This window comes from Streptomyces sp. NPDC058663 (assembly GCF_042716745.1).
Classification (GTDB): Bacteria; Actinomycetota; Actinomycetes; order Streptomycetales; family Streptomycetaceae; genus Streptomyces.
Genome location: NZ_JBHXRV010000087.1, coordinates 1 through 18560 on the forward strand (window position 1 = coordinate 1; position 18560 = coordinate 18560).

The 18560-nt window shown below is 72.2% G+C and carries 17 protein-coding genes; 4 read left to right on the forward strand and 13 right to left on the reverse strand.

Annotated elements, in window-relative coordinates; genetic code table 11:
• The first annotated feature begins 112 nt into the window (after positions 1-112).
• Positions 113-1402, forward strand: coding sequence for an IS701 family transposase (locus ACFWVV_RS36590; protein ID WP_384358262.1), 1290 nt, complete (start codon positions 113-115; stop codon positions 1400-1402).
• A gap of 40 nt (positions 1403-1442) precedes the next feature.
• Here ACFWVV_RS36590 and ACFWVV_RS36595 read toward each other — a convergent pair whose 3' ends face one another.
• The gene (locus tag ACFWVV_RS36595; RefSeq protein WP_384358264.1) at positions 1443-3377 is read right to left on the reverse strand and encodes a helix-turn-helix domain-containing protein; all 1935 of its coding nucleotides are present in this window, start codon (positions 3375-3377) and stop codon (positions 1443-1445) included.
• A gap of 315 nt (positions 3378-3692) precedes the next feature.
• On the opposite strand from ACFWVV_RS36595, the gene ACFWVV_RS36600 reads away from it, so the two are divergent.
• Positions 3693-4508, forward strand: coding sequence for a methyltransferase domain-containing protein (locus tag ACFWVV_RS36600; protein ID WP_384358266.1), 816 nt, complete (start codon positions 3693-3695; stop codon positions 4506-4508).
• 200 nt (positions 4509-4708) lie between these two features.
• A complete protein-coding gene (pabB, locus tag ACFWVV_RS36605) occupies positions 4709-6832 on the forward strand; it encodes an aminodeoxychorismate synthase component I (RefSeq protein ID WP_384358268.1) in 2124 nt (707 codons plus the stop codon).
• 65 nt (positions 6833-6897) lie between these two features.
• Here pabB and ACFWVV_RS36610 read toward each other — a convergent pair whose 3' ends face one another.
• From ACFWVV_RS36610 to ACFWVV_RS36625, 4 genes are all read right to left on the reverse strand, one after another.
• On the reverse strand, positions 6898-7992 hold the full coding sequence (locus ACFWVV_RS36610) for a transaldolase family protein (protein WP_384358270.1): 1095 nt from the start codon (positions 7990-7992) through the stop codon (positions 6898-6900).
• Positions 7993-8179: 187 nt separating this feature from the next.
• Complete coding sequence (locus ACFWVV_RS36615) at positions 8180-9175, reverse strand: TauD/TfdA family dioxygenase (RefSeq protein WP_384358272.1); 996 nt, start codon at positions 9173-9175, stop codon at positions 8180-8182.
• 45 nt (positions 9176-9220) lie between these two features.
• Positions 9221-10240 (reverse strand): BtrH N-terminal domain-containing protein, encoded by a 1020-nt coding sequence (locus ACFWVV_RS36620; RefSeq protein WP_384358274.1) that lies wholly within the window; start codon positions 10238-10240, stop codon positions 9221-9223.
• Positions 10237-10866, reverse strand: a complete 630-nt coding sequence (locus tag ACFWVV_RS36625; protein ID WP_384358276.1) for a hypothetical protein — start codon at positions 10864-10866, stop codon at positions 10237-10239. Before ACFWVV_RS36625 ends, ACFWVV_RS36620 begins: the two co-directional genes overlap by 4 nt.
• On the opposite strand from ACFWVV_RS36625, the gene ACFWVV_RS36630 reads away from it, so the two are divergent.
• Positions 10867-11799, forward strand: a complete 933-nt coding sequence (locus tag ACFWVV_RS36630) for a GNAT family N-acetyltransferase (RefSeq protein WP_384358278.1) — start codon at positions 10867-10869, stop codon at positions 11797-11799.
• Here ACFWVV_RS36630 and ACFWVV_RS36635 read toward each other — a convergent pair.
• From ACFWVV_RS36635 to ACFWVV_RS36670, 8 genes are all read right to left on the reverse strand, one after another.
• Positions 11796-12794 (reverse strand): transketolase family protein, encoded by a 999-nt coding sequence (locus ACFWVV_RS36635; protein WP_384358280.1) that lies wholly within the window; start codon positions 12792-12794, stop codon positions 11796-11798. The two genes, ACFWVV_RS36630 and ACFWVV_RS36635, sit on opposite strands and share 4 nt — an antisense overlap.
• Positions 12791-13630 carry a transketolase gene (locus ACFWVV_RS36640; RefSeq protein ID WP_384358282.1) on the reverse strand — a complete coding sequence of 280 codons (840 nt, stop codon included), beginning with the start codon at positions 13628-13630 and terminating at the stop codon, positions 12791-12793. Before ACFWVV_RS36640 ends, ACFWVV_RS36635 begins: the two co-directional genes overlap by 4 nt.
• Position 13631: 1 nt before the next feature.
• A complete protein-coding gene (locus tag ACFWVV_RS36645; protein WP_384358284.1) occupies positions 13632-14933 on the reverse strand; it encodes a DegT/DnrJ/EryC1/StrS family aminotransferase in 1302 nt (433 codons plus the stop codon).
• The gene (locus tag ACFWVV_RS36650; RefSeq protein ID WP_384358286.1) at positions 14930-15322 is read right to left on the reverse strand and encodes a hypothetical protein; all 393 of its coding nucleotides are present in this window, start codon (positions 15320-15322) and stop codon (positions 14930-14932) included. The genes ACFWVV_RS36645 and ACFWVV_RS36650 overlap by 4 nt, the downstream gene beginning before the upstream one ends.
• Entirely contained in the window at positions 15319-16215 is an 897-nt protein-coding gene (gene lysX, locus ACFWVV_RS36655; protein WP_384358288.1) for a lysine biosynthesis protein LysX, read from the reverse strand. The genes ACFWVV_RS36650 and lysX overlap by 4 nt, the downstream gene beginning before the upstream one ends.
• Positions 16212-17330 carry a [LysW]-lysine hydrolase gene (locus ACFWVV_RS36660; protein WP_384358290.1) on the reverse strand — a complete coding sequence of 373 codons (1119 nt, stop codon included), beginning with the start codon at positions 17328-17330 and terminating at the stop codon, positions 16212-16214. Before ACFWVV_RS36660 ends, lysX begins: the two co-directional genes overlap by 4 nt.
• The gene (locus ACFWVV_RS36665) at positions 17327-18088 is read right to left on the reverse strand and encodes a 2OG-Fe dioxygenase family protein (RefSeq protein ID WP_384358292.1); all 762 of its coding nucleotides are present in this window, start codon (positions 18086-18088) and stop codon (positions 17327-17329) included. Before ACFWVV_RS36665 ends, ACFWVV_RS36660 begins: the two co-directional genes overlap by 4 nt.
• 64 nt (positions 18089-18152) lie before the next feature.
• Positions 18153-18560, reverse strand: a 408-nt coding sequence (locus ACFWVV_RS36670) for a phosphopantetheine-binding protein (RefSeq protein WP_384358294.1), incomplete at its 5' end; no start/stop codon positions are given.

The following is an 18560-nucleotide window of genomic DNA, read 5'->3' on the forward strand; positions in this document are numbered from 1 at the left end:
CGGACCACCACCCCCCGGCTCCGGTGTGTGACGGCCGGCCCTCGTGGCGGTGCCCGCCCCTGGGAGACGCTCTGGGGGTACCGCCACCGACCGAGAGGGAGGGCGAGATCTCATGGGATCGCAGCTCGTGCAGTTCACGCGCTCACAGACCGACCGGACGGCACCGGAGCTGGTCGGCCAGTTGTGCCAGACGCTCTTCGACGCGCTGCCGAGGGCCGACCAGCGGCGCAAGGCCGAACTGTACGTACGGGGGCTCCTCACCGCCCGTGGACGCAAGACCATGCGGAACATCGCCGCGCACGCCGGGATGCCGGCCGGGGAGCAGAGTCTGCACCACTTCATCTCCTGCTCCACCTGGGACTGGGATTCCGTCCGGGCGAACCTCGCCGCCCAGCTCGACGGGATGCTCAAGCTGCAGGCCTGGGTGGTGAAGCCGATGGTGATCCCGAAGTCGGGCGTGCACTCCGTGGGCGTGGAGCGGCGCTTCGACCCCGAGTCGGGGCACATGGTCAACGGGCAGCAGGCGTACGGAGCCTGGGCCGCCTCCGAGGAGGCGAGCGTCCCGGTGAGCTGGGCCCTGCACCTGCCGGAGGAGACCACGCTGGCGGGCTGCGCGGCCCAGGCCGTCATGGACGTCGCCCGGACCCGCGCGGTGCGTCGGCTGCCGGTCGTGATGGACGCGGTGGCGGGCTCGGAGGAGCTGATCCCGAGGTGGCTGGAGGCGGCCGGGATGCCGTTCATGATGGAGGTGTCCGCCACGACGGCGCTGCACGTCACCGACCCCCAGCTGCCCGGGGTGGCCGGGGAGCCGGTCCAGGCCGGGCGGATCATGGACGCGGCGGGGATGCTGCGCCGGCCGGTCCGGTTCGAGGACCGCGCCGAGCGCACCGTCAGGAACAGCTTCGTGGCCGCCCTGCAGGTGGAACTGCCGGAGAGCACCGGGGCCGCGGGCACCGCCGGTGCGCGGCGGCGGACGGCGGGGCGCAGGCCGCTGCTGTTGGTGGGGGAGTGGTCGGACGCCCGGCGGCGGGCGGAGCGGTACTGGCTGACCGACATGACCAGCGCGCCGCTCGCCCTGCTCATGCGGCTGGGGCGGCTGTCGCGCCGGATCGAGAACGGGGCGATCGAGCTGTCGGACCGGGTGGGCATGCGGGACTTCGAAGGGCGCTCGTTCCAGGGCTGGCACCGGCACGTGACGCTGGCCTCGGTGGCGCAGGCCACCGCGGCGATGACGGCGGTCACCGCGGAGCGGATGAGCGCGGGCCACGGGTACGGCCAGGGGATGGGGCACGGGAACGAGTTCGGGGACGCCGGGGCCGGTTTCGTCGGCCACGGTGCCCCGGACAGGCGCAGCGCCTTCCTCGACGCCCGCAGCTACGTGGGCCGTCGGCGTACGGCGTAGAGCGAAGAGGAGGAGGGACGCCGCTTCGGTGCGGCCGCCCTCAAAACGGCCTGCTCTGCGGGCCGTTGCCGCCGCCGAGGGTGTCTCGGGTGCGGTGCAGCCGCAGTGCGAGCTGGACCTCCAAGGCCCTGGCCGGCTCCTGCCAGCTGTCGCCGAGCAGCGCGGTCATCCGCTCCAGGCGGCGGGACACGGTGTTGGGATGGACGTGCAGGGCCTCGGCGGCGTACGTGGGGCTGCTGCCCGCTTCGAAGTACGCCTCCAGGGTCTGGACGAGGTTGGTGAACCGGTGGGTGTCGTAGTCGATGACAGGGCCGATGGTCTGCGTGACGTAGTCCTGCACGCTGTGGTGGTCACCCAGCAGCAGCCCGAGGAAACCGAGCTCCTTCGCGGACGCGCTGGAGCCGGTGCCGCCGATGGCGCCCAGGGCGCTGAGGCAGCGGAGCGCTTCGGCGTAGGCCGGCTGGAAGTCCTCGACACGGCTCGTGGGACCCGCCGCGCCGACCGTCACGGGATGGCCGAGCAGCGGAGAGAGTTCTTGCGAGACCTGGCGGGCGGTGGCTCCGGGGTTCTCGGAGGGCAGCAGCAGGATGATGCTGTCGCTGCGCACGCTGCACAGGCCACCGGAGACCAGGGCGTGCGAGGAGGCCCATACGACGGCGCGGCCCTGGGAGCCGCCCTCGGGGCGGATGGCCACCACGGCGTACGGGCGCTCCAGGTCGATGCCGAGGATCCTGGCCCGGTCACGGAGCTGGGGCAGGGGCCGCAGCGGGGTGCTGAGCAGGGCGTCGCAGAACTCGTCGCGCACCTGGCTCTCGGCCACCGCGGTGTTGCGTTCCATGAGCAGCAGCACGCCGGTGGTTCCGACGCTCAGTTGCAGCAGGCGCAGTTCGTCCTCGTCGAGGGTGGCGGTGCTGTGCAGCAGGATGCAGCCGAGTCTCTCCGTGCCGGCGGTGACCGGGGCGAGCCAGCCGCCGTTGGCCAGGCACACCGGTTCGTCGGAGACCTGGGCGTGCATGGCTCCGGCCACGTCGGGGGGTATGCCGGCGGACAGGTCTCCGGTGGCTGCCAGGACCCGGCTGCGGGGGTCGAGGACGGCGACGGTGCCGCCGAGGGCCTCGGCGGTGAGGTCGGTCAGCGCACTCAGGCCGTCCCCCTTCAGCAGCAGGTCGATCATGCGCTGGTGGATCTCGTTGATGCGGTGGGCCGAGGCCAGGTGGGACTTGGCCCTGGAGCTGTACTGCTCCAGCTCGGTGATCTCGATGCGGGCCCGATGGTGCAGTTGGGCCTTGTCGATGGCCACGCTGGCGAGGTCGCCGAGCGAGGTCATCAGGGAGACCTCCTCGGGCGTGAAGTGGCGGACGTTGCGGTCGGCGGAGTACAGGACACCGAAGGAGGTGCCGTGTGCGCCCAGCGGGACGGCGAGGATGGCGTGCAGGCCTTCGGCGCGCACCACCTCGTCGATCACCGGATGGTGGGTGATGCGTTCGTCCGACATGTAGTCGGGGGTCCAGAACGGTGCGCTGTTGCTGCGCGTCGCGCTGCCGAGCCCGCCCAGGCGGGGTACCCGGAATCCCACGGTCAGCGCGGTCGCGTGGCCGTCGGCGGTGCGGACGTAGCCGTCGCTCTCGGAGTCGTCGTAGAAGCTGATGTACGCCATGTCGACGTTGAGCAGCAACCGGGCGCGGCGGGTGATCATCTTGAGCAGGATGTCGAGGTCGAACGGAACGGTCAGGTCCCGGGCGGTGTCGACGAGGGCGGAGAGGCTCGCCTCGCGCTGCTGGCGGCGGCCGAGTTGGGCACGCACCACGGCGGCGTGCTCCAGGGCCTTGTCCACGGCGGCCAGTTCCGCGGGGGTGGCGTCGGCATTGCGGGCGGAGGCGGCGATTTCCTCGTAGGCGGAGGCGGGGGCCTCGCGCGCGAGGAGTTGGAGCACGGCCAGGGCACTGGCCTCGGTGGAGACGGCGTCCAGCGCCACTTTTCGCCCTCCAGATAATGGATTGGTCCATGGCGGTCCCGGTCCCGAGAATCTAGGCGAACTCGCTGTCCACGGTCAATCGTCAACAATCCGTACCGGAAACCGGATTTATAGATTCCGTATGGAGGTCTTCTTTGGGCGAAATACTTGACTTTGGAGTGGGGAGGCGGTGGTCCCGGCACCACTTCCGGGCGCCGGGTGGGTTGATGCTCACCTTCCGTAAGGGCGTCCCCCCGAACCAGACTTCTGGCATCCGGCCCCGGCAGGGGCCGAACACAAATGCCGTGCAGAATGCCACAAGGGGGCAATCAGCGTATGCAGCAGACCCGGGTTCCGGCTTCGTATCCGTCGATCTCCGCGCCGCTCAGCGGGGGAATTCCCGCGAAAGCACCCGAAATTCCGGCGCGAGTCCCCGAGCCGACGCCCGAAGTGAGGGACTACGAGCGCTCGCTGGCCCGGAGCGCCGTATCCCGTACCAGGACCGACCGCCCCCGGGAGTTCGACCTGCGCGGCCGTCAGTGGAATCTGCTCGACGAGGTGTTCTGCCCCACCTACTCGCCCTCCACCGGCATCGCCCTCGACTTCCTCGGCTGGACCGAGAGCTGGACCACCCCCCGGCGCGGCTCCATGCTGGAGATCGGCTGCGGCACCGGGGTCATCGCCGTCATGGGGGCCCTGGCCGGCTGTGAGCGGGTGGTCGCCTCCGACATCAGCCCGCAGGCCGTGGCCAACGCCCGGCTCAACGCGGAGCGCCACGGACTGACCGACCGGGTCGAGGCGGTGCGCAGCGACCTGTTCGACGCTCTCGACCCCGCCGAGCGCTTCGACCTCGTCTTCTGGAGCTCGAACTACGTGCTCGCCCCGGCCGGGCACGTCTACGGCTCGGTCCACGACATGGCGTACGTGGACCCCGGTTACGCCGCCCACCGCCGCTTCCTCGCCGAGGCCCCGGACCGGCTCGCCCCCGGTGGCTCCGCACTGCTGCACTTCAGCTCGCGCGGCGACCTGGACGCCCTGCACGCCATGGCCGCCGAGACCGGCCGGGAGCTGCGGACCCTGCAGTCCGCCGTCGTGCAGGAAGGCGCGTGCCCCGTCGAGCACCTGCTGCTGGAGATCGTCCCGGCCGCCTGAGCGACTTGCCTGAGCGACTTGCCTGCGTGCCGCATGCCGTGCCGCGTGCCGTGCCTGCGTGCCGTGCGCGTGCCGCGTTCTGCCTGCCTTCTGCCGCGTGCGGTGCCGTGCCGTGCCTGCCGTCTGCCGCGGCCTTCGGCCGAGGCCCCCGCCAGGTTCCCCCCACCCGTCAGCTCCTGCCGCCCCCCAGCGAGGTCCTTGTGCGCACCCTGCTCGTCGACAACTACGACTCCTTCACCTACAACCTCTTCCACCAGATCGCCGGGGCCACCGGCCGCGAGCCCGTGGTGATCCGCAACGACGAGAAGGACTGGAGCCCGGACCTGCTCGACGGGTTCGACGCCGTGGTGCTCTCGCCGGGGCCCGGCACTCCGGAGCGCCCGGCGGACTTCGGGATCTGCCGGAGCATCCTCGACCACGGCGACCTGCCGCTGCTCGGTGTCTGCCTGGGCCACCAAGGACTCGCCCACGCCCACGGCGGACGAGTGGTCCGGGCCGCCGAACCCCGGCACGGCCGCACCTCGCCCGTGCTGCACGACGGCACCGGCCTGTTCGCCGGGCTGCCCTCCCCGTTCGAAGTGGTGCGCTACCACTCGCTCACCGTCACCGGCCTGCCCGCCGAACTGGAGGCCACCGCCTGGAGCGACGACGGACTGGTGATGGGGCTGCGCCACCGCGAACTGCCGCGCTGGGGCGTCCAGTTCCACCCCGAGTCCATCTCCACCCACCACGGCCACGACCTCGTACGCAACTTCCAGCGGCTGGCCACCGAGCACCACGACCGAACGGGCGGCCGCCGTCCGGCCCGTCCTGCTCCCGTGCGGCCCCGGGCCGATGCACCCGCCCCTCGCACCGATGCGCCGGCCGTGCCCCGTCCCCGACTGCGCGTCCTCGCCGACTTCCTCACCACCCGCTGGGACGACGAGGCCGCCTTCGCCGAACTGTTCGAAGGCAGCGCCCGCACCTTCTGGCTGGACAGCAGCCGCACGGACAGCGCCGGCCGGTTCTCCTTCATGGGCGACGCACAGGGACCACTGGCCCGGGTCGCCACGGGGGACGTGGCCAGCGGCACCGTCACCGTGACCGGCGCCGGCGGCAGCTGCGGCCAGATCGTGGTCGAGCACTTCCTCGACTGGATCGACCGCGACCTGAAGTCCCGCGAGGTCCAGGTCCCCGAGCTGCCCTTCGGGTTCGCCCTCGGCTGGGTGGGCTACCTCGGCTACGAACTCAAGGCACAGTGCGGAGGCGACCAGGCCCACCGCGCCGAACAGCCCGACGCCGTCATGGTCTTCGCCGACCGGGCGGTGGTCCTCGACCACCACACCGGCACCACCTATCTGCTGGCCCTCGCCGAAGAGGGCGACGAGGCCACCGCCCGAGACTGGCTGAACGCCACCGCCGACCGGCTGCGTGCCCTCGCGGGCCGGGCGCTGCCCGAGCCGCTGCCGCAGCAGCCGCTCACCGGACTGCGGCTGCGCCACGACAGGGACAGCTATCTCGCGCTCATCGACACCTGCCAGCAGGAGATCGCGGCCGGTGAGACGTACGAGGTCTGCCTGACCAACATGGCCGAGGCGGACGGCTCGCCCGACCCCTGGCAGACGTACCGGCAGCTGCGCCGCAGCCACCCGGCCCCCTTCGGCGCACTGCTCACCTTCGGGGAGGTCTCGGTGCTCAGCACCTCGCCCGAGCGGTTCCTGCGGGTGGACGCCGACGGGTACGCCGAATCGCGGCCCATCAAAGGCACCAGGCCGCGCGGGGCCACCCCCGCCGAGGACGCGGAGATCCGCCACGAGCTGGCCGGCTGCGAGAAGGACCGCAGCGAGAACCTGATGATCGTCGACCTGGTCCGCAACGACCTGGGCCGCTGTGCCCGTACCGGATCGGTCGAGGCCGACGACATCTTCCGGGTGGAGACGTACGCGACCGTCCACCAGCTCGTCAGCACCGTACGGGCCCGGTTGAGGCCCGAGCTGAACGCCGTGGACTGCGTCCGCGCCGCCTTCCCCGGCGGCTCCATGACCGGTGCCCCCAAGCTGCGCACCATGCAGCTCATCGACCGGCTCGAAGCCGGTCCGCGCGGGGTGTACGCGGGCTCCATCGGCTACTTCTCGCTCTCCGGCGCGGCCGATCTGAGCATCGTCATCCGCACCCTGGTGATGACCCCGGGGCGCGTCCGGTACGGGATCGGCGGTGCCATCGTGGCCCTGTCCGGGCCGGAGGCCGAGTTCGAGGAGACCGCGGTCAAGTCGGCTCCGCTGCTCAGCCTTTCGGACACCGGGTTCCCGGGCCGCGAGCAGACCCTCGCGGCGGTTCCGGGCTGACCCCCGTCCCCGGGGGAACGACGGCCGGCGCGCCTGCGAGGGCAAGGCCGGTGACTCCGACGGGGTCACCGGCCGACCTGCTGCTCGATGACCCGCCCCACCGCGTCCACCAACTCGCGCCAGGCAGCGTTCTGGCGGTGCGGGGACTCGCTGCCCAGCTCCTCGGCCCGCTGCTCCCAGTCCACACCCAGACCGGCCAGCAGTTCGAGGTCCTCCCGGGCGCTGTGCACCCGGCCCGACAGGGTGTCGCCCTCCATCGGCACCACCGTCGCGGACAGGGTCGCCATCCCCTCGGCGGTCAGCGACTGCACGGTTCCCTCGGCCACCAGGCCACCGGCGAGACGGCCCGCGGCCGCTGAGCCGAAGGACCACACCAACCGGTGCGGCCGGGCCCCGGCCCTGACCAGCTCCCGCCAGCGCGCACCGTCCAGCCGCCGCTCGTACGCGGAGAAGACCAACCGGGCCACCGCGATGGCCACCCGGCCGCGCAGCGCCTCCGCGGTCCGCCCGGTGTGCGCGCTCAGCAGGGTGCGCACCGCGGCGTCGATCTCGCTCACCGGTATCCGCACCGCGGCCGGGATCCGGCCCGGGGCGAGCCCGGCGGCCACGGCCCGCTCCAGGCCCAGCAGCCAGGTTTCGAGGACCAGTTCGTAGCGCGCGGCGCTGTACACGGGACCGAACGCCACGCCGATGCCCTCGGCGAGACAGTCGCCGGCCGAGGCCAGGCCCACCGGATCCGCGGGCAGCCGTACCAGCAGGTTCGGCCGGTCCACCGCCCAGTGCAGCGCACGCGCCTCGGCCAGTGCCCCCGGTACGTCATGGGTGTGGCCGATCGCCGCGCACACCTGTCCTTCGGCGCCCCGGGTGCGCTCCCACACCGGCAGCAGCATGTCGCAGGCCGTCCGGACGTCGCGGGCGGTCAGCGTGCGCGCCGCCTCCGCCGGGCCCGCACCGTACGAGGACAGCTCTCGCAGACTGGCCCGGTAGTCGCCGCGGTCGAGCAGGCCCGACGTCACGTCCGGGGCGTAGTCGATCCCGCTGATGCGGTGCGCCGAGACGCAGTCCGCCAGTTCCCCGGAGGAGAACTGGCGGTGGTCGGCCCCCTCCAGCCACAGGGAGACACCCTCGGAGACCAGCTGTCTGAGTGGTTCGGTCGTCATTCTCGTTCTCTCGGCATCGGCCCGGCGTCCGGGCGGCAGCCCGTCCACGGGCCCTCCTTCGCACGGAAGCTCCGGATGCCGCTTCCGTGAGCCGAACCTAGCCAGAGGGGCGCCGGCGCAGCCAACACGCGGGTGATTCCTTGTCAGTTCGGCCCTGAATCGGGGTGGCAAACTGACAAAGTCCCCTTCAGACCCCGGCCGCGACCGACCGGTTCTCGGGGTCGGTCCGGTGCTGGTGGTATCCGTGCTCGAGCAGTTCACCGAGCGGCCGGACACTCTGCGCGCGGACCAGCACCCGCTTGAGCCAGCGGTCGGTGCCGTCGTAACGGGGACGGAATGCGATCCGCCCGTGCACCACCGCGTTGTTGTCCACCATCAAGAGGTCGCCCGGCTCCAGCGGGACGACGAACGCACACTTCTCGAAGGCGTCCCCCAATTGCCGGTAAGCGGCGGAGAACGCCGGGTCCGCGGTCAGCGGCACGGTGTAACTGGGGTCGTACCGGACCCCCAGACCGTTGTCCCCGTCCCACAGGGTCGCCATCCCGATCCGCTGCTCCTGGGCCGCGTCGTCGTCCTCGTAGCTGTCGTCGGGTTCGATCACCAGCAGCGGCCTGCGCAGCTGGCCGACCGCCTCGGGCGACAACGGGGCACGGCGGATTCCGGCCAGCAGCGTGCCCACGCTGTCGGGGTTGCGGACGCAGGCCAGCAGCAGCAGATCGGCCCGCTCCGGGTGGAACCCGTCCTCGGTGTGCCAGGTGAGCGGGACGGTGCTGCTCGCGCCGACCTGCATCTCCTCGTAACCCCGGCTGGGCAGGATGTTGTGGACCACCCGGCCGTCCTGCTGGTCGCTCCAGCCGAACACCCGGCCCAGCAGCCTGCCCGCCAAGGCGAGGGCCACGTCGTACGCGGCGGAGTCCTCCGGGTCGGTCTGCGCCCAGTGCGCGGGCGTCGGGCCGGGTGCGGCGAAGCTGTCGAACAGACCGCGCACCACCCGGAAGCCGTCGGCCGGGTCCGGGCTGCCCAGCCATTGCCGCAGTCGGCCGGCGAGCTGCTCGGGCAGCCGCCACTCGGGACGGCCGAGCACCGTGTCGCCCCGGGCACCGGCCGCGACACGGTCGTTCACCGCTTCCGTGAAGGCCGCACGCAGGGGCGAGGGCAGCGAATGGATCTTTACGTCGGTCATTTCGGCCTCTCGGAAGACGGGTCGAGCAGGGGAGGGGTGCCGGGGTCAGAGGGTGCGGGCCGCCGCGCGCAGCCGCTCCAGGGCCAGCTCCTGCTCGGCGAGCAGCAGCTTGGCCCGGTCGCGTACCGAGGTCTCGGCGCTCGCCGGTTCCTCACGGGCCATCGCCACGTCGATGCGCAGCGCGCTCCAGGCGTGCGCGACGCGGTCCACCGTGCGGGAGGCCTCCATCAACAGCGGGGAGCCGAACTCCCGGGCCGTGGCCGCCAGGTAGTCGCCGTGCACGCCGGTCATCGCGAGGACGGCCCCGGTGGCGATGAACGCCTCGTCGATCACGGACTCGTCGCCGTCGGCGAGCCGGTCGGCCAGCTCGTCGAGGAAGGTCCGCTGGCCGGCCAGGCCGGAGAGCTCGGGGCCGGTGCCGACGGCGGCGAAGCCGCGGTCGTTGGCCGCGAGGACGCCGCGTACGAAGTCCCTGTCGTGCGGCGGGACCTCGCCCGTCACACCCACCTCCAGCCAGCGGTTGGCCACCGGGTTGTCGGTGAAGAACAGGTCGCGGTCGTGCAGCACCGGGTTGGCCGAGTCACGGGCGTCGGTGAACTGGCCCAGCGGGATGGCGCCCTGGAAACGGGGCGGCACCGGGTCGGAGATCAGCACCAGCTCGCGCTCGTCGTCGAAGCCGTACACCGTGAGCAGGTGGTTGGTGTGCACGTCCCGGTAGGCGGGGCGGAACGGCAGGTGGAAGTTGTCGGCCGCGGCCGCGACGGCGTTCCCGGCGAGCACCGCCTCCCGGACCTCCCGCCAGCCGGACTCGGCGTCCTTCGGCCAGTGCCAGCGCGACCGGACGGGGTGATGCGGAGCCAGGCTCTCCAGCAGGCCCTCCCGGTGCAGCGGGAAGTAGTACTCCTCGCGGCGGATGTCGCCGGGCCGGTGGAAGAACCCCCAGTTGGCGCCGAGCACCTGGAGCGGGTCCAGACCGTGGTGCTGGAGCAGCACACCCATGGTGGTGTGCAGGCAGTGGCCCAGATCGTGGCGCCAGTGCGCGATGTTGGGCAGCTCGACCCTCATGCTTCCACCGTCTTCCGGGTTTCCAGGGTGATGGCGAACAGGTGCATGGCCGGGTTGTCCGGGAGTTCCACGGCGGTCACGGTGCCGGGCACGGTGACCGGGACGCGCTGGGCCCACACGGACGGCGGCATGTTGTGCTGGGAGTGCCGGGGGTACATCAGATAGCGGGTCCGGAAGGCGAGCAGTTCCCCGAAGCGCTGCTCGGTTTCCGGCCAGAAGTCGGAGATCCGCAGCCACTGGCGGCGCACCGCGCCGTCCGCGTAGTGGACGAGCAGTTCGTCCTCGGTGCGGCGCTCGGCGGCGCCCAGCACATGGATCCACCGGTGCTCCCCGGCAGGCACGTCGAGGTACTGGCCGCGGCAGCGGATGTTGTCCATCGCGGTACCGGCGGCCGCGGCGCCGCCCTTGCCGGGCAGCAGGTAGGGGACACCTTCGACGAAGGTCTCACCGCCCCGGCCGGGGAAACCCTCGGCCGGAAAGGTATTGCCCCACACATTGAAACCACCGGTCGTCGGCCAGCGGCGCGGTGCGGAAACACCTTTTCCATTGAAAAGGGCGTCCAGTGGCACCGGGGTGAACACCGTTCGGCTCACCTGAGGTTGTGCGACATCCATTAGGTTCGGCATATGAACCTCCTTGACAGTGCGATAGGAATTGCCTTCTTGGGATTCGGCCCGGAGGCGACCGTCACCGCCGGGCTCGCCGAGCAGATCGCGGAAGTCACCCGCGCCTCGTTCGCCGACGCGGATCCGCTGCCCGGACTGCCGCGGCCGGACGGCGCCTTCGAGAACGCCGCGGACGTACGGGCCGATCTGGCCGCCGGGGCCGGCCTGTGGATCGCCCGGAGTGCGGACGGCGAACTCCTCGGGAGCATCCGCGCGCTTCCCAAGGGCCCCACCACCTGGGAGGTCGGCCGGCTCGGCGTGTCCCCCAAAGCCCTCGGTACCGGTCTTGCCCGGCGCCTGGTGCGCGCCCTGGAGTCGGACGTCGCCGCCGCCGGTGCGGACCGGGTGGTGCTCGACGCGGTGGTCGAGCGGGGCAATCCGCCGGTGTACGCGCGGATCGGCTACCGGACCGTGCGCTACCTCCCCAACCCCGACAAGCCGCTGTCGGAGGTGACGATGGAGCGGCTGCTCGCCGGGCCGCCCGCGCCCGTCGCCCATCCGTGCCCGACCGGGACCCTGCCCGCGGGCACGCCCCTGGTGGACTGGTTCGCCACCGACGAGCACCGGATCGCCGCGGTACTCACCTGCCACCGCACCCGGGGCGGGGACGAGTTCGCCGGTCTGGCGGACCGTGCGCTGCGGGCCGGCCCCTCCTCCCTGCACCTGGGCACGGACGCCTGGGTGACATCTTCCGGGGTGGAGCGGTGGCGCGAACTGCTGGCGGTTCACGCGGAGTCGGTCGACGTGGACCCGGTACGCGGGGACCTGCTGACCTTCGGCCGTGGGGCGGCCGATGTCGCGCCCTACCTGATGCCCCGCACCCTCGTGGCCTCCGCCCTCGCGCTGTGCCGCTCGTTCCCCAGGGCCCCGCTCCGGGCGGGCGGCGGCCGCTAGCCGCGGCGTACCACCACGTCCGCGGCGGCCTCGGCGATCCGCTCCGCGCACACCCCGGCCAGCGTCAGCAGCTCGCGCTCGCTGCCGACGACGTCGTGGAAGCCGTCCGGTACGCCGATCCGGCGTACCCGGCACGGCCACCGCTCGGAGGTGAGCTCGGTGACTGCCGAGCCGAGGCCGCCGACCAGTACCGAGTCCTCGACCGTGACCAGCCCGGCCGTCTCCCGCGCCGCGGCCAGGACGGCCTCTTCGTCGAGCGGCTTGACCGTGTGCATGTTGAGCACCCGGGCGTCGATGCCGCGCGCGGCCAGCAGCCCGGCCGCGGCCAGCGCCTCGGACACCGGCAGGGGGCCTGTCGCCACGAGGGTCACGTCGCCGCCCGGCCGCAGCAGGTCCGCCTCGCCGATCCGGAACGCGTACGGGCCTTGGTGGACCAGCGGTGTGGCACTGCGCCCCAGCCGCACGTACACCGGGCCGGGGAACGCGGTGGTGTCGGCGATCGCGCGGACGACGTACTCGGTCTCCGCCGCGTCGGCCGGCACCACCACCGTCAGGTTCGGCAGGGTGCGCAGGATCGCCACGTCCTCCAGCGAGTGGTGGGTGGGCCCGTAGTGCCCGGCGGAGAAGCCGCCGTGGGTGCCCACGATGCGCACCGGCAGGTTGTTCCCCGCGATGTCCACCTTCACCTGCTCGCAGGCCCGGGTCGCCGCGAAGGAGGCGATGGTGTTCGCGAACGGCACCAGGCCGTCCGCGGCGAGCCCCGCACTGACGCCCATCAGGTTCGCCTCGGCGATCCCCACATTGACGTACTGGCCGGGCAGTTCGGCCTCGAAGCCGTCCTCCAGGCCGCCCATGTCCGTGTCCACCGCGAAGATCCGCGGGTCGGACCTGGCCAGGTCGAGCAGGGTCGCGCGGTACACGTCGCGGCTGGCGTCCGCGTACCGCTCCTGCCACCCGGGCACGACAGCGGCAGGTGTTTCCTCGACGACGGTCACGGGTTCCTCCTCGAACGGGCCCGCAGTCCGCCCAGCGCACGCCGGTGCAGATTCGGGCTGAGCTTGACCGAGTGCGACTTCTTCTTGTCCTCGAACAGCGGGACGCCCTTGCCCTTGACCGTCTCGGCGATCACCATCGTGGGCCGGCCCGACGGGGCGGGCAGGGCGGCGAACACGGCGCGCAGGGCGTCCAGGTCGTGCCCGTCCACCTCGACGGTCTCCCAGCCGAAACTGCGCCACTTGTCGGCGAGCGGCTCCAGACCCATCCGCTCCTCGGTGTGCCCGGTGATCTGGAGCCGGTTGCGGTCCACGATCCCGACCAGGTTGTCCAGCCGCAGGTGGGCGGCCGACATCGCGGCCTCCCACACCGAGCCCTCCTGGATCTCCCCGTCGCCCATCAGGACGAACACCCGGCTGGGGCGGCCCTGGCGCTTCGCGGCGACGGCACTGCCGACACCGAGGGACAGGCCGTGGCCCAGCGAGCCCGAGGGGAACTCCACACCGGGCAGCCGGCGCAGCGGGTGACCGGCCAGCCGGCCGCCCGAGACCCCGTACTGGGCGAGTTCCTCGACGGGCAGGAAACCGCGGGCGGCGAGCACCGCGTACAGGGCCGCGGAGGCGTGGCCCTTGCTGAGGACGAAGCGGTCCCGGTCGGCCCACTCGGGCTCCTCCGGACGCAGCCGCAGCACCTCGTTGTAGAGCAGCGTCATCACATCGGCAGCCGAGAGACTGCCACCGATGTGGGTACCGTGCGGGCTGAGACCCATGTCCAGGATCTGCTCCCGGACGAGCTCGGCCAGTTCCCCGGTGGGCCGGGAGGTGAGTGCGGTGGTCATCTCAGACACCCGCCTTCTGCGCGGTCTTCCACACGGGGCGGTAGTCCAGCCCGCCGGCGGCCGCGCCGAGCGTGTCCAGGTGGCCCCAGACCTTCTCGAAGCCGTCCGCGATGCGCTGGAGCACCGGGCCGGAGGCCGGGTTGAGGTGCCAGCGCTGCAGGGTCAGCGAGTCCTCGATGACCTCGCAGGTGACCGGGAAGTCCTCGGCGCGGTGGCCCAGGTCGCGGAAGGCGGGCTGACCGGGCAGCGGCACCAGCTGGTACGGCTGCGCGGGCACGCCCTCGGCCCGCAGCGCGCGGTGCAGGATCGAGCGCAGCGCACCCGGAGCGACCCCGGCATGGCCCATCGCGGCCGGGTCGAAGCGCAGCCGCAGGATGTGCCAGGCGTGGGTGCGGTCGGCCGGGATGTGCGGGACCAGCAGGCCGGGCAGGTGCCGGACCCGGTCCAGGAAGGCCGCCACGTTGCGGGTGCGGGCCTCGTGGTACTCGTCGAGCCTGGCCAGCTGGGCGCGGGCGAACGCGGCCTGTACGGCGCTGAGTTTCTCGTTGCCGGCCGGCATGCGCGAGCGGTAGTCGCGCTCCTTGGCGCCCTGGAGCTTCTCGCCGAACTGGCGGCGCAGCTCCACCTCGCGGTGCAGGTCAGCCGAGTCGGTGGTGACCAGCCCGCCCTCGCCGCAGGTCGGCAGGTTCTTGACCACGTTGAGGCTGAAAGTGGCGATGTCGCCGAGCGAGCCGGTACGGGCCCCCCGGTAGGTCGCCGCGTGGGCCTGGGCGGCGTCCTCGACGAGCAGCAGCCCGTAGCGGTCGGCGAGCGACCGGAAGGCGGTCATGTCGGCGGGCAGGCCGTGCAGGTGCACCACCACGATTGCCTTGGTGCGCGGGGTGATCGCGGCTTCGGCGGCCACCGGGTCCATGCAGAAGGTGACCGGGTCGATGTCCACGAACACCGGGGTCAGCGAGCGCTGGACGGGGCCGATGGCGCTCGCGATGAAGGTGAACGCCGGCACCAGCACCTCGGCGCCCTTCTCGATCCCGGCCGCGGCGAGGGCCAGCTCGATGGCGGCGGTGCCGTTGGAGACGGCCGCGCAGTGTGCGGTGCCGACGTACGCGGCCCACTCCCGCTCCAGGAGCTGGACCTCGCCGTTGGTGTTGTTCGACGTGAACTGGCCGCTGTCGAAGACACGCAGCGCCGAGTCGCGTTCCGCGTCGGTCACCACCGGCCAGCCGATCAGTGACGGGTCCGCGTCCTGGGCGGTCACCGTGCGGGTGCCGCCGAACATGGCGAGCTTGGACATGGTGGTCATGCTCCGATCGGGAGGTCGGTGGTCGGGGGTGTGTCGGCGGTGAGGTCGGCGGCGTGCACGGCGATCCCGGGCCGGACGGGCAGCCGGACCGCGAGCAGGTCGTCGCGGCGGGTCACGGGGATCCGGGCGGTCCGCCGGCCGTCGGCCGTGGTGCCGGTGGTCCGCAGCCATTCGGGGTCGGCGCCGCCGCGGTAGTGCAGCCACACCTCCTCGTCCAGCTCGGCGGGCTGCTCCGCGCCGTCGATGGTGACGAGCAGCCGCAGCCAGTCGTACTGTCCGGCCGGCACGTCCAGCAGCCGGCCGTCGCACGGGGTGGGGCCGGCCAGTGCGATCGCGGTGACCCGGGTTTGGGCGTGGTGGGTGTGCACGGAGTCCGCCTCGTTCGTCATCGGATGGCCAGCCGGTTCAGGACGTAGTCCACGTAGCGCCCGACCATGCCCGTGCCGAGCACGTCGATCGCACCGTGGAACTCGGGCGTGTGGTTGATCTCGTTGACGAACACCTCACCGTCCGGGCCCTCCAGGAGGTCCACGGCGAGCACCCCCTCGCCCATCGCCTCGGCGGTCGCCACCAGCAGCTTTTCCAAGTCAGGGGTGACCGGGCACACCACGGGGCTGCCGCCGCGCGCGGTGTTGGTGCGCCAGTGGTCCGAGTACTTGTAGATCGCGCCGACCACCTCGCGGCCGAACACGTAGGCCCGGATGTCGCGGCCCGGCTTGTCGATGTACTCCTGGATGTACGTGATCTGGTGCTGCGGGCCGGTCAGCGCGCCCTTGTGCTCCAGCACCGTCTCCGCCGTCTCGCGCTCCTTCAGGCGGGCGCCGAGCCGGCCCCAGGAACCGGTGAGCGGCTTGGCGACGACCGGATAGCCGAACCCCTCCAGGGCCTCCAGCGCCGCGTCCGGCGTCAGCCCGACCAGCACGCGCGGGGTCGGGATGCCCGCCGTCAGCAGCCGCAGCGTCGTCAGCAGCTTGTCGCCGCAGGTGGAGATGATGTCGTGGCTGTTGACCACGGTCAGCCCCGCGTGCTCCAGCAGCCGGGTCGCGTACACATTGCGGGTGTGGGAGATCTCCCGGCTCAGCGCACCCCGGTAGGGCAGCGCGGGAGCGTCGGGGCGGAAGGCCGCGGTGCGGGTGTCGATCAGTTCGTACGGGACGCGGCGGCGGTCGAGCTCCTCCAGGAGCTTGCGCTCCTCGACGCGGATGCGGGAGTGGAGCACGGCGAGCGGCGCATCCGGGTCGCCCGGACGACAGGGCGTGGCTGTGGTGGTGGATTCGGTCATTGGAAGGCCCCTGTTTTCTCGTCGGCGCCCACCGGGGCCCGGCCGAGGGACTCGGCGACGAGCCCGAGAGCGTCGGTCAGGATGTCGATGGCGAGCCGGTAGTCGCGCAGGTCTATGTGCTCGTGGTCGGTGTGGTCGAGGTGGGCGTCGCCCGGTCCGTACGCGGCGACCGGGCAGCGCCAGCGCGGCCAGACCACGTTCATGTCGGACGAACCGAGCTTCACCTTGGGCACGGGCCGCAGCCCGCGGCCCCGGATCGCGGTGGTCAGTGCCCGCACCACCGGGTCGGTGCGCGGTGAGCGGACCGCCACGGTGCGCTCGACGACCGTGAGATGGCCGCCCTTCGCCTGCTCGTCGAGCCAGCCCAGCAGCCCGTCGGTGTCGAAACCCGGGGGCAGCCGGACGGAGATGTCGAGCGAGGCCCGCTCGATGTCCCCGGCCATCTTGACCAGGGCGGGCAATGCCTGCTCGAAGAACGGCGCGTCCGGCCGGTGGCGGGCCAGCCGGTCCCGGAGCAGGTTCCAGAAGCCGGCGGCGACCTCGGTGGCCTTCTCCTCGGGGCTGCTGGTGTGCGCGGCCGGGCGCTCCACCTCGTACCGCAGCCGGAGGATTCCCTTGTAGCCGAGCACCACCCCGTCGACCCCGCTGGGCTCGCCGATCACCAGGGCGTCCGGTGCGTACCGGTCGGCCAGGTGCAGTGCGCCGCTCGACTCGCGCTCCTCGTCCACGGCCCCGACCACCAGGATCCGGGCGCGGACCCCGGCGGCGGCCGCGCGGGCCGCCGCCCAGGCGAACGTGGCCAGCGGGCCCTTGGCGTCCACGGTGCCGCGGCCGTGCAGGATCCCGTCGCGGACTTCGACGGGCAGGATGCCGGGGACCGTGTCGATGTGGCCCAGCAGCATCACCACCGGGTCCCCGGGCCCGCCGCCGATCTCACCGACTGCGTTGCCGGCTTCGTCGACGTGCGCGGCGAAGCCGGACCGGCGCAGCCAGTCGACCAGTGCCAGCGCGGCCGCCGACTCGCCGCCCGACACGGAGGGCGTCTGTACGAGTTCGAGGAGCAGCGGTACCGGGTCGGCACCGTCCTGCGGCGGGGCGGAGCTCGGCAGGTTCACGGCCGGGGCTCCCGCATCTCGTCGCCGGTCGCGTTGTAGTCCACGAGCAGCATGTCGCGGGTGCCCTGGCCGGAGGTCGCGGCGATCGGGGTCACCTCGTGCATCACCGCGGCGTCGACGACCATCATTCCGTCGAGCGGTGCCAGCAGCGTCAGGGTGGTGTCCGGCAGGCCTTCGCGGTAGACGATCGAGTTGCCGCCGACGCAGTTGCGACGGCCCAGCAGGTGCATGCCCACGTAGTCGTGGCCGTCGCGGTGCCGGCCCTCGGGGGTCGGCAGGCCCGGGTTCTCGCCGGCGACCGTCCGCACCATGTGCAGGCCGATCTCCCACTCCTTGCGGCTGTCGCTCGAACCGATCAGCTTCAGGCCGTGGGCGAGGAGGGTCAGCAGCGCCGGGTGGGCGAGATTCTCCTGGGCGATGGGCTCGAAGTGACGTGCCTTGCCCATGTGGATCGGGATGTGCTCGGCGGACTGCTGGAACACGGTGTGCGGCAGCGCGGTGAACACCGGCCCGCCGGCCTGGACCTCGGCGCGTATCCGGCCGTAGCGGCGAGTGCGGTACGTACCGCCGTCGTTCAGGTTCTCGTCGGGTGCCAGGTCGTTCCACAGCGCCTGGAACGAGGCCAGGTCGGCCGGCGCCATGGCGTGGGTCCTCTGCGCCGCGCGGAAGACGGTGAACCCCTTCAGGAAGAGTTCGAGTCCGGCGGTGGTGGGACGGACCTCGCTCGCTGTTTCGGTGCTCACTGGTGCGGTGGCCATGCGGAGTTCTCCATTCGGCTGCCCGGGGGCCGGGCGGTATCGGAACGGGTGCGGGGGTCGGGGTTCAGAGGGCGAGGGCCTCGTGGGCCTCGCGGACCTCGGCGGAATCGGTACCGCCGCCACTGGCGAGCTGGGCCGCGAGCTGCTCGATCGTGTGGTTGCCGAGCAGTGCGGAGAGCGGGACGGGGGAGCCGGCGTCGGAGAGGAGCTGGAACACCTGGACCGCGCGCAAGGAGTCACCGCCCATCTCGTAGAAGTCGTCCTGGACGCTGACGTCCTGGATTCCGAGCACCTGGGACCAGAGTTCGGCCAGTACGAACTCGTCCGGCGTGCGCGGGGCGACCCGCACGCGGTCGCTCACCAGCGCCTCGGGTGGGGGGAGTTGGGTGGTGTCGGTTTTGCCGTTGGGGAGTTGTGGGAGGTGGGTGAGGTGGGTGAGGTAGGTGGGGATCATTGCGGTGGGGAGGTGGGT